The following is an 11,950-nucleotide window of genomic DNA, read 5'->3' on the forward strand; positions in this document are numbered from 1 at the left end:
CAATGCAGCTATCCTTATTCTTATGGATAGTAAATCATCATTACCTCTGTAGCCTTATGATGAAATTAAGCATGATATCTTCATATTTTTGTCAGTTAAAATTTTTAAATCTACATACTAATTAATACCTCCTGTATATACTTATTTATTTAGTAATACCTATACGATATTATTAAATTCAAGGTTAAATTTGGTGCTATAATTCATGTGGACAATTCATATAATTTTATTGCAGCTTATGGTAACTAGTTTAATCTCTGGGGGTAAAATTTAATATTAGGACTATATTTAAGAATAGAAAACCGTTATAGTTTTGTATGAAAATATTGTATTGAGATAATTTAAGCCAATTATAACTTCATTAAATTTTTTCGGAAGTGTTATCAATAGTTTATATAGTTTTTTTTTGTAATCTGATGTCGCTTATGACTTATATTAAAAGAATATCATCCCTCTAGAATAATGTCAATTATTTATAGATTGTATTCTGCATGGATATTAATTATCTATAATAATGATTTCCGAAATGTATGCTAGAGTTTTATGGATAAAAAAATAAGACCGCCAATATTATTTTCTTATCAGCAGTCTTTTAAAAGAGTGTACTTATGAATTTAATATTATCATTCAACTAGGCCGAGGTCAAGATATTATAGATTGCATTCTATAATATTACTTACTGCAATTGTATTTTGTGATACTTTATTTTCCATTTCTTTATGTTGAGTCCAAATGGATTTATTTTGGGTAAGAGCTCTTATGCAGGAAATACGGTATGTCTCATGCTTACCGCTGATTGTGGCACGGGAACTAATTTCTTGTGAAACAATCTATGTGATCTTCTTAAGTTTTAGGACAATCTTCTTGATGGATATCTTGTCGGTTAAATGTTTGTCTTTATCACGGTACAAAATCCGGAGTTTTACTAGATTAAACGCAACTACTCCCGCATGCGGGGGTAAATGCTAAATAAAAACTATTGAAAAACAAAGCGAGGCTAGTAGCTTTGTCAGATTCAATGCAACTATATTTATTGGCTATGGCTGCATTTACTATGTCAACTTAGTTAATTAATATTTTTATAGGGTGTAATCTATATATGGTTGACATCACTCTAACGAGGTGATATTCTTTTAATGTCAGGCATGGCTTACATGATATTATAAAAAATAATTATAATAGCTATTGATATTACGTCCAATCCTTATCTACTCATCACATCAGTATTTATGCCTAATCTTCAGAACTTAATTAAATTACTAAAAATCAATATCTAATTATAAAATTAAAACCTCCTTTGCTACTGTATATTTATACCTGGAGTACGGCATCCATCCGGGCTTCATTCCATCTCATGCCAAAGATACAATAAGGTGAGTAATTGGCCTGGCGAAAGCCTTCCTCGGACTCTTAATGTCCGTACGCGGAACCGCCAGCCATCCTCTAGAGATCCGGCATAGGTATAGACAATTCTGCCCGATAGAGAAGGAGAGCAAGGGTTAGTGAAGAATCTTTAGGACATAATGGGAATCCGGATCAAGTCCTGGTTCCGGTAAGTCAGCAGAACTTCTGAGATTAATAGGTATAATCACTTTAAAAAAGCGGCTATCTTTTTAACAAAGAAAGAAAAAGTGATTTATCATCATCTGCTAATTAATTACAGCTATCATAAAAGTCAGATAGTGATAATTGTGTAAATTTCATAGTTTATATCTCTTCTCTTGTATTTGAAAGCATTATTTGCGATATACAGGTGAGGAGTTCTATATAAAACGGCCACTTAAAACCCAACAGCGGGTTCTGACGTTTTACAAACGCCTATTATATGCTTAAAGCAGGAAGGTGTTATAAAGTGGATTATGATATTAAGAAGCTGTCAGATGAATTGAGGCTTTACGATCATCAATTATATGTGTCCTATGAAAACGACAACTTGTTTAAGGCACCAAAACTGCTTGAAGAGGATATGCAGTCATTTGACCCAAATACTTTATATGTAGGCAATGCTTCAACCTTGATAAAGGTATTGCCGGTGAAATGTCCGGCGAATATTCTTGTAATCCCGGACATAGACATTGGAACTAATGATTTAAATAAATTTAATGTAAACCTCATTGTGCTCAACAAAAATGAAAATCTAATGAAGGTTTTTAATGAAGTATATAAAATTATAACCAGTCAATATGAATTTGTACCGCTATGGGAAGCCATGCTGAAGTCCTTTGTTAATAGCAAAGGAGTACAAGATATTATCGATATAGGCTATGAACTCCTGGGTAATCCAATTTCACTCGGAGATGTCAATGGCATACTTGTCGCCTATAAAGCATCCGCAGAATTGCTGAGCGAGCTTGGCTGGGATGTATGGGTGGAAAAAGGAAAAGTCCCTTATGACTCTTTGGATTATATAAAATTTAAAAGAAATTTCAGTATGATAAATGAAAGCGATTCTCCCATTCATATAAAAGAAACGGGAAAATACGAAGCAATTACGGGAAAAGTAGTAATTGACAATAATATTGAAGGATATTTAACGGTCATAGGAGCGAAAAAGCCTTTTAAAGAATACGATATAGATTTAGTCTCACTTTTATGCAGTGTAGTATCCTCCGAATTGCAAAAGCACAAGGCCTTTTATAAAACGAACGGAACAATGCTTAGTTTCATGATTACGGATTTGCTGGATGGAAAAATAAAAGATGATAAAAGGTTGGAGAAGATGGCTAAGCTTTTAGGATTAAAATTGAGGGGAAATCTTTATGTGCTTACAATTTCCCTGAAGCAAAAGAATCCAGAACTGGGATATGTTAATTATTTGCTGGATTTTTTCGAAAATACTATGATTGGCGCAAAATCAATTTTATATGATGACTGTATCGTGATACTAATCAGTAACAGTAAAGGTAATCCTCTGAGTGATGAAACCATGAATCACCTTATAGAATTCATGATAAAAAATGATATATGTGGAGGGCTTAGCCGCTGCTTTCACGATTTGATTGATATGCCATATTTTTATAAACAATCACTAAAGGCAATAGAGCTCGGAATGCAAAGAAGTTCCGAAGAAGTATTTTTTACATACGAAGACAATGCAATCTACCATCTTTTAAGCAGCTGTTCCAAACAAGAGGACCTGGAGATGATTTGCCACCCGTCTCTTAGTATGCTTATAGAATATGATAAATATAATGGTACTAATTATACCCATACGCTTCATACATATCTTCTGAATAAAGGTAACTTGACGGATTCTGCAAATGCACTGCACATCCATAGGACAACCATGGTATACCGTTATCAGAAAATTCAATCGTTAATGGAAATCGATTTGCATAATATGAATACAATGCTGCACTTATATCTTTCATTTATAATCCTTAGGTTTATAAACAAGTTAGATTATAATACATTGGCCTGTCTTGAACAAATTAATAAGCTATTTTCATGAACTCCATAATTTAAACCAGTGACTTCCTACTTTTATCCGGAGCAGTATCCAAAACAAAAGGGCTTGCATAAAAATCACTCCTGCTTATTTATTCGCAGGAGTGATTTTTATGATAAATAACCAATTATCCTATTGATTCTGTTTCGCTGTACTTGATTCTGGAAAGCTTATAGAGCTCTTCCCTGAATGCAGGTGTCAGTACCGGGGCGCCATAAAAGTTAAGGATTGATGGTTTGCCGGGTTTGCAGAACTTTTCAACATATTTTGCCGCTGCGGCTCTCTGGTCTGCCTCACTAGTTGTCATGGGGTCGAACTGGTCGGGGATTACACCGATGATGATCTTATCCCCGTACTTTTCATAAAGCATTTGAGTATCATTCATTGCCATACCGGACCAGGAATCCCATCCTGCGGCAATCATATTGGGAACCTGACGCTCTACATGTCCGCAGCAATGGAAATCGGCGTACAATCCTTTGGAATGGATGTAATCTGTAAGCCTTCTCATTGCGGGGACAAGCATTTCCTCGCATATAGCCGGTGAGAAGAAGGGCTCTATCTGCGAACCCCAGTCATCATGGACGGTAAAACCGCTTACCTGAGGAAAATATTCTATAAACTTATCTACGATTTTAATATAAAGGTCGGTCAGCTTTTGAAAAATCTCCTTCACAGCATCCTGCTGCTCTTCATCTATAAGGGCAATAGCCGCACCTTCAAAGTCCATAAAGGATATAAGCCTTTCAAAATAACCATTCATGATCCAAGTTAAATTATAGGTAGTGTTGTTTAAATATTCTTTGTTGGCTTTAGATGAGCCTTCCCAGTCCCAGCTGTCCACATCCGGCCATTTAAGCTTTTCTTTCCATTCGTTTGCATCCTTTAGAAAAGGTGAACCGGGTTTTACCATGGAGCCTCCCGCTGTATCTATATATATCCAGTCTATGCCGAAAATATCCTTGCCGCCGAATTGTTCACGCGTAATGGGATTGGCTTCAAAAGTAAATGCGCGTGCAACATTATCCGGATAGAGTTTAGGAAGAAACATCCCGGTTTCAATATTTGTTATCGCCCATACTGGTTTTCTTTTCATTGTCGCAATATAAGCCTCTCTTCTTGTTACAGGAAAATCAAAAAGCGGCGTGCTCGGCATTCCCGGGAAAAAACCTGGTATTTCTCCTACGATTTTTAACTCCTTAGGATCGAATTTAGGATTTGACATATTAATCCCCTCTTTCTTAAATTATCATTAAAAATAAATATCTAAAATCTGCACTAGACAAGTTCCTTAGCTTTAACAGCAGCTCCGCCTGCATCACGGGCATAAGCGTCAGCTCCGATTAAAGATGCGAATTCAGGAGTGATAGGCGCTCCGCCCACGATAACCTTAAATCCTGTTAAGCCACTGGCTTTAATTGTTTCTACTGTTTCTTTCATAGCCGGCATAGTTGTTGTTAAAAGTGCTGAGCAAGCTACCACTTTTACATCAGGATTTGCTTTTATTGTTTCAATGAATTTGTCTGCCGGAACGTCAACACCGAGGTCGATAACATCGAAACCTGCGCTGCCTATCATAAGAGCAACAAGGTTTTTGCCGATGTCATGAAGGTCTCCTGCAACAGTTCCTATAATGCACTTCCCAAGGGATACTGAACCTGCATTTGCAAGAACGGGTTTAAGTACTTCCACGCCTTTTTGCATTGCTTTACCTGCAACGAGCATTTCGGGAACGAATATCTCCCCTGATGAGAATTTGTCACCTACTACTCCCATAGCTTCAACCATTGCTTCAAGGATAGCAGTAGCTGCTTGTCCTTCGTTTAATGCTTCCTGTACCAAACCAGGAACAACTTTGGTTTTACCGGCTGCGACGCCAGCTTTTACTTCATCGATTTTTGACATTCTTTAACCTCCTTTTATAAATAAACATGATAGTTCATTTCTATTTTATTTTACTGAGCCAAACATCCCTTCTCTGTACGTGCCTATGTACTTACAGCATCAACCTTGTCACCTTCACAGAAACCGAATTTATAAGACATGGTTTGTTGCAGAATTCTATAGCTTCATCACATATGGGTGCATTAGGACTGTCAACCGCTATTAGGTGTGCCTATTACTTCCTACATCTCCTTTGTTAAATTTGTTTAAAGATTATGCCTTGACCGAAGGTCCGCTGACAGGCGGAGCTGCAGATTTTCTCATGTAAACAAAGAATGTAACTACCGCATAGACTGCAAATCCTGCTGTTCCGACCCAGTACTGGAACCTCATGGAGGTTATTCCCATGGTTCCCATTACACCTGCATATATGAAAGCTGAAAGAAATCCGCCTATGCTCATGCAAGCCATCAAGAAGGACATGGCTAAAGGAGATTTGTCAGGAGTAACGGAACTCCCGATAAGCATCATAATTGCTGTACCTGCAAGGCCCATTCCTATGCCAAGAAGTACCTCGGCAACAGCAAACATCATAAAGTTTTGGCCGGTTGCCATAAGAAATTGGCTTACTACCAACAGTACAAATCCTGAAGGAATACATTTGAATGCGATTGCTTCGAAAACCTTTCCGAAAACTGCTCCCATGACCATTCCGCCAACAGTCATCAGCATCAGTGCGGTTGCAGCCATAGCAGGATTCAAGCCCATCTCCTGGAATACAGTGGATATGTTTGTTAGGGAAGGATACATCATAACAGTCATTATAGCGTATGCAGCAGACCAGACCCAAACAACGGCTGGCAGGCCAGCCGACTTGGGAGCCTCGCCCACAGCGTCTGCAGGAATTTGCCTTTTTTCCGGTTCAGGAAGAAAAATAGCAACGATTACCAGTGATAAGAATGCAAAACTATGTACGAGGAAGCTTAAGTTCCAACCGATTGTTGCCATTACTCCACCGAGGAACTGGAGAACCATACCGCCTATGTTGCTCACAACACCGTTCAGACCCATAATATTTGCCTGTTTTTCAGGAGCAACAAGGTTGAATATAAGGCCAGCGGGGATAGGGCTAATAAGACCCATGCCAATACCGAATACTGCCCTTGCAATAAGGACCATCGTCCAATCCGTCAGCCAGTACGGAGCTATTCCGGCAACAGCTAAAATAAGCAAGGCAAGCATTGTAAGCGTTCTATATTTCATCGCTTTTCCGACAATACTGCCTGCAAGAACCGAGAAGGGTATTGAAACAAGGGACGGCAATGTGGAAACCAGCATCAGGGTTGTGAATGGAACATTAGGGAACGCATTGCCTATCGCCTGGATAGCAGGTGTGATAGTACCTATTATCATAGCTATAAAACCGATAGAAAATATCGCCAATACAGTTATTGACTGGCTTTTTTTATTCATTAGACATCTTCCTTTCATAAGTATTAATTTTTACTTACTTTCCAATCGTCAGCCTGTTTCAGTTTCATTTACCTGAAGCTGCAATGACCAGGGCGTTTATATTTCAAATTTCGCCTTTATAGGGATTGTGCAGCCTGAGTTTAAAATAAGACCGTTTATACCCGTGCTATGGCTCATTATAGCTTTTTGCCAGTTTTCAGCTTAATTCACCTCCAAATCAATAAAATATAGTCCCCTTATATCACTCTTATTTGTCCAAGGTTACATCCACGGTCAACCAGTTTTTTACTCACAAATTCGACTTCCTTATAGTTATATAATCTGAGCTTAGCATTGGGACAGGTACAAAAATATCCGAATATTTTAGGAAAAATACCGTTAAAAATCATATAAAACAAGGATTGTCAAGCTGAAAAAAAGGTGTAATTCTGTAATATGAATAATTTTATAAGGATTAACTAACGCAGTAAAAAAATATACACGATAATAAATATAGCGTTATATACTATGAAAACAGCGACTTGAAACCCGGTATTTTAGCGAGTTCTGGCGTTTTACAAGCGCTTAATTAAAAATATAATATAAGAGGTGTGTATTGATAATTATGTTAGACTTAAAAATTCCATTAGAGACAGTATAAGAACTTTATGATACATTCTTTACAAATGCGGAGGATACCTTATGGCACAGGAAAAAGAATTGCGTACCATGAAATATATGTTTAAATTATTTCAGGCACTTTCACAAGGTACAGGATTACAAAAAATTATAGAAATTGGTTGTGAAATGCTTGATAATCCCCTTGTACTGGTTGATACCAGTAGCAGGTCTATGGTCATATCACACAATAATATAATCGGAGACAGGATCTGGGACGAGTATGCTAAAAACGGCTTTCCTTCTAAAGAAACCCTCAAAGGTAGAAGAAATTATAAAAGTTTTAAAAAACTTCCCCCCAAAAATCAGAATATACTTTCTCCAACCTTCTGGAATGATCCACTTGCTAAATATCCCCGCATCTTAGGTCCAGTCACCGTAAACGAAACACTTGTAGCCCATGTAGTCGTTGTAGAAGCAGAACGTTCATTCGAAAGCACTGATCTGGAGTTGGTTGAAGTGCTCTGCAACACCATTTCATCCGAAATACAAAAAAACCAATCTTTTAAGTATCTACGCGGTCTCGATTTTGAATATTTTTTTAAAGATTTACTTGATCATAAAATAACTGATAGCACAGTAATTAACGAACGCATGATCCCCCTTAAGTTGAACTTAAAGCCGCATAAAGTTGTTTTAACGGTAGATATTAGCGATTGTTAATTTCAGTAGGTGTTAATCTGTTACTCATTCTTTTACCTCCTCCTAATTAGCATTTTAAAGGTTTTAAGTTTGATTCGCTATTTCCGCAAATCAATAAAGGCTATTGTTTAGAAACTTTTTTGTCTGCAAAAACACCTCCACTCTTCTTTCGGAAATTGAAATTTTTTGCTTCTCATCAGATTGAAGCTTTGAATTTTACTATCATAAGTAGTTCTTGACCTTTACTACACTATATCTTGGCTATGTTGAAAATTCATTAGGCAAGCTGCTTAAATATTTAGCATAATTTATACATTATTAACAATTAATGTATCCATTCAACCACTTGAATCGAAGAGTTTTTTACAGAAAGACTTCGCGCGCATCAATCGGTATAAGGTGTTCATTCGTTCAAAGTCAGCCTGTACATTGATTCCTCGAAGATTGATATTAAGTGTATTTTCCTCTCCGTTTCTGCATCCATGCCGTCCTATAAATGCAGCAAAGTGTGAAGTGAATTACGATTATCCAAGGTTTTTATAATTTATTCATAAAATATTGTAAATATTTAAGTTAAAAGGGTTGTATACTCCATTTTTTTGAAGTATGATAGAGATACGTAAGATTACCATCTATAATTTGCAGAATATATTCTATTTAGGAGGAATAATAAATGACGAGACCAAAGTTTGATCCAAAAGAATTTGAAACTGTGGGCATGTATCCACCGCCAAACACTGATATGTTTAAGGATAGGATGTCTGTTATGCCGCCAGAACCGAAGTTAAACAAGCCTATAACCCCCAAAGAGAATTGGAAGCTGATCTTCGAGGGGAAAAAGCCTTACTGGATCCCAAGATCAGGCTGGGTATACTCTGAAGTAAATGTATTCCGACCAAGGATGCACCCGGACAATGTAGTCACGCATATCATATTTGATGGTGAACCCCCATATGAGTATCCGGGTGATATCATGAGAAGCAGCTGGTTTGACCTCGATTGGCAGTATGTTCCGTCAGCAGGCGGTGCAACTGTTCTCCCCGGAAAACCCAAGGTTCCCGATATCTCCAAGTGGGAGGAATACATATCCATTCCCAATCTTGATGACCTGGACTGGAAAGGCTGTGCAGAAAAAAATAAGGAATACCTGAATACAGATAAGATGAACCAGCTTGGCATACTTTCTGGATTTTGGGAGAGATTAATGTCCTTGATGGACGTCGACAATGCAGCCATTGCCCTTATAGATGAAGAGCAGCAGCCAGGTGTCCATAGATTTTTTGATAAACTTGCCGACCTTTTTATAGATTATATCGGCAGGATGAAGGAATGCTGTGATATCGACAGTGTACTCATGCATGATGACTGGGGACATCAAAATGCTCCTTTCTTCTCAGTAAGTACTGCCCGCGAAATGCTGTTACCATATTTAAAGAGAGTCATCAATTACTGCCATAGCATAGGGCTTTCCTTCGAGCTTCACAGCTGCGGAAAGAATGAAGCTAATGTACCTGTATTTATTGAAGCTGGAGTTGATTTATGGTGTGGTCAGCCAATGAATGATTATTATATGCTTGCAAAGAAATATAAAGACTCCACAATCGTATTCGGTGTACCGGCACCGGCTATTTCAGAAGGAACTTCCGAGGAAGAAATCAGGCAAATAGCCAAGGACTGGGTAGAAAAATATAAGGATTGCAGAATTGCAGCCAACTTTACGGCCGCCCCTCCGTCATTCAGTTCCACAGTATATGAATTCAGCCGTATAGCTTATCAAAACGAAGAATAGCAATAAGAGTAGGCGAGCATATTTTCAATTTAAACTACGGAGAATTGTACAATTTAATTTCCGGTAGTTTCACTATAGGGCAAGCATATTCGGCAAACCTACTTTCAAGTCGCCTTAACCTTAACTATTAATAGAATTTCAGGCAGCTTACGCCTAGATTAAAAGGAGGTTATTGTATGTTAACAAAGAGACAGAATCTTTTAGAAACTATCAGAGGAGGAAATCCGGATAGATTCGTCAATCAGTGGGAGGCATTCGGACTTGTATCAGGTGATCCGATTGCTGCTAAAAGCCCCAGGCCTTTAAAAGGCCAAGAAATTGTAAATTCATGGGGAGTCACAATCAGATTCCCTGAAAACACGCCTGGGCCTTTCCCTGTACATGACTATGAACACAAAGTAATCAAAGACATCACAAAATGGAAAGAAACAGTAAAAGCACCTTCCCTTGATGCTCCTACTGAAGCCTGGGATGCTATAAAGGCTCAGGCCGCCGCTGTTGACCGTAATGAAAAATTTCTGGCCATGACGATTGCACCAGGTATATTTGAACAGGTTCATTACCTTATGGGTATGGATGACACATTGCTCAACTTCTATGAAGAACCCGAAGCAATGCATGAACTTATTGACTTCATAACTGACTGGAAGATAGAATACTCTAAATTACTTGTTAAACATATCAAGCCTGAAGTTATCATCCACCATGACGACTGGGGCAGCCAGATTAATTCATTCCTTTCTCCTGAAATGTTTGCCGAGTTCATTGTTCCTGCTTTCAAGAAACTATATGGATTCTATAAAGCCAATGGAGTTCAGCTTATAGTTCACCACAGCGATTCATATGGTGCAAACCTAGTTCCATACATGATCGAGATGGGTATTGATATATGGCAGGGAGCCATGACAGCCAATAACATACCTAAACTTATCAAGAAATACGGCGGTCAGATTTCATTCATGGGCGATATCAATAACGGAGTAGTGGATGTATCTGACTGGACACCTGAATTAATAGCCAGGGAAGTCGAGAGAGCCTGCAGAAGCTGCGGAAAGCTATACTTTATTCCTAACACTACAATGGGTGGACCTATGAGCACATATCCCGGTGTATACGAAGCTGTAAGTGCCGAAATAGACAGAATGAACAAGATATTGTTCTAAAATTTTATAATAATATTTTGGACAAACTTTACTTAACTTTATAAGTATAATAAAGGGAGGAAATTAAAGTGTCAAAAATTGATGAAATCAAAGCTGGTGTTGCAGCCGGTAAAACCAAAGTCGTTCCTGGTTTAGTACAGGAAGCATTAAATGAGGGACTTCAAGCAACAGCCATACTCGAAGCTATGGTTGAAGCTATGGGAGTAGTAGGTGACAAATTCTCATCAGGAGAAATATTTGTTCCTGAAATGCTCGTTGCAGGTAAAGCAATGCAAAAAGGCGTAGAAGTACTTAAGCCTGTTCTTGCAAGTGCAGGTTCGGTATCCCTTGGAAAATGCATTATAGGAACAGTTGCCGGAGACCTTCATGACATCGGCAAAAACCTTGTTGCTCTTATGATAGGCAGCGCAGGCTTCGATGTTATCGACCTCGGCGTTGACGTTCCAAAAGAAAAATTCATTGAAACAATAAAAGCAAATCCTGATGTAAAAGTAGTAGCTTGCTCAGCACTTTTAACAACAACAATGCCAGCTATGAAAGAGACAGTAGAAGCTATAAAGAGCAGCGGTTTAATAGGATTCAAGGTATTAGTAGGCGGAGCACCTATCACTCCTGAATTCGCATCTTCAATCGGAGCTGACGCTTATGCCCGCGATGCAGGCGGAGCTGCTGTTAAAGCTAAGGAATTAGTATAGTTAGTTACACTCCTCTTATATTTTAAAAAAGGAAGAAGCCTGATTTACAGTAAAACCACATAAATCAGGCTTCCTCCTTTTTATTTCAAACTGTAATTTTTCTTATTTCCTCTGTATTTACCAATCTCCTTATGATATTTCATACTGTATCCCGCAATTATTTCGCGAGTATGATGATCCAGCGTCATGTATGTTGCCA

The 11,950-nt window shown here is 38.0% G+C and carries 8 protein-coding genes; 5 read left to right on the forward strand and 3 right to left on the reverse strand.

Features of this window, described 5'->3' with window-relative positions:
- Window positions 1-1,852: 1,852 nt before the first annotated feature.
- Window positions 1,853-3,451 carry a PucR family transcriptional regulator gene (locus OXPF_RS10005; protein WP_160317195.1) on the forward strand — a complete coding sequence of 533 codons (1,599 nt, stop codon included), beginning with the start codon at window positions 1,853-1,855 and terminating at the stop codon, window positions 3,449-3,451.
- A 124-nt stretch (window positions 3,452-3,575) separates the two neighbouring features.
- Here the strand turns inward: OXPF_RS10005 and OXPF_RS10010 are convergent, their stop codons facing one another.
- From OXPF_RS10010 to OXPF_RS10020, 3 genes are all read right to left on the reverse strand, one after another.
- A complete protein-coding gene (locus OXPF_RS10010; protein ID WP_054875075.1) occupies window positions 3,576-4,673 on the reverse strand; it encodes a uroporphyrinogen decarboxylase/cobalamine-independent methonine synthase family protein in 1,098 nt (365 codons plus the stop codon).
- 53 nt (window positions 4,674-4,726) lie between these two features.
- Window positions 4,727-5,353 carry a corrinoid protein gene (locus tag OXPF_RS10015; protein ID WP_054875076.1) on the reverse strand — a complete coding sequence of 209 codons (627 nt, stop codon included), beginning with the start codon at window positions 5,351-5,353 and terminating at the stop codon, window positions 4,727-4,729.
- A 252-nt stretch (window positions 5,354-5,605) separates the two neighbouring features.
- Window positions 5,606-6,805: an MFS transporter gene (locus OXPF_RS10020; RefSeq protein ID WP_054875077.1), complete on the reverse strand. Its 1,200-nt coding sequence runs from the start codon at window positions 6,803-6,805 to the stop codon at window positions 5,606-5,608.
- 681 nt (window positions 6,806-7,486) lie between these two features.
- On the opposite strand from OXPF_RS10020, the gene OXPF_RS10025 reads away from it, so the two are divergent.
- From OXPF_RS10025 to OXPF_RS10040, 4 genes are all read left to right on the forward strand, one after another.
- Window positions 7,487-8,125, forward strand: coding sequence for a hypothetical protein (locus tag OXPF_RS10025; protein WP_054875078.1), 639 nt, complete (start codon window positions 7,487-7,489; stop codon window positions 8,123-8,125).
- Window positions 8,126-8,777: 652 nt separating this feature from the next.
- The gene (locus tag OXPF_RS10030) at window positions 8,778-9,893 is read left to right on the forward strand and encodes a uroporphyrinogen decarboxylase family protein (RefSeq protein WP_054875079.1); all 1,116 of its coding nucleotides are present in this window, start codon (window positions 8,778-8,780) and stop codon (window positions 9,891-9,893) included.
- Window positions 9,894-10,069: 176 nt separating this feature from the next.
- On the forward strand, window positions 10,070-11,056 hold the full coding sequence (locus OXPF_RS10035; protein ID WP_054875080.1) for a uroporphyrinogen decarboxylase family protein: 987 nt from the start codon (window positions 10,070-10,072) through the stop codon (window positions 11,054-11,056).
- Between the two features lie 68 nt (window positions 11,057-11,124).
- Window positions 11,125-11,751 (forward strand): corrinoid protein, encoded by a 627-nt coding sequence (locus OXPF_RS10040; RefSeq protein ID WP_054875081.1) that lies wholly within the window; start codon window positions 11,125-11,127, stop codon window positions 11,749-11,751.
- Window positions 11,752-11,950: the final 199 nt, after the last annotated feature.

The organism is Oxobacter pfennigii (assembly GCF_001317355.1).
Classification (GTDB): Bacteria; Bacillota; Clostridia; order Clostridiales; family Oxobacteraceae; genus Oxobacter; species Oxobacter pfennigii.

Bases quoted from the DNA above. Each gene is read 5' to 3' on its own strand.
- OXPF_RS10020 (WP_054875077.1), bottom strand. From the start codon at position 6,805: ATGAATAAAAAAAGCCAGTCAATAACTGTATTGGCGATATTTTCTATC.
- OXPF_RS10010 (WP_054875075.1), bottom strand. From the start codon at position 4,673: ATGTCAAATCCTAAATTCGATCCTAAGGAGTTAAAAATCGTAGGAGAA.
- OXPF_RS10025 (WP_054875078.1), top strand. From the start codon at position 7,487: ATGGCACAGGAAAAAGAATTGCGTACCATGAAATATATGTTTAAATTA.
- OXPF_RS10030 (WP_054875079.1), top strand. From the start codon at position 8,778: ATGACGAGACCAAAGTTTGATCCAAAAGAATTTGAAACTGTGGGCATG.
- OXPF_RS10035 (WP_054875080.1), top strand. From the start codon at position 10,070: ATGTTAACAAAGAGACAGAATCTTTTAGAAACTATCAGAGGAGGAAAT.
- OXPF_RS10015 (WP_054875076.1), bottom strand. From the start codon at position 5,353: ATGTCAAAAATCGATGAAGTAAAAGCTGGCGTCGCAGCCGGTAAAACC.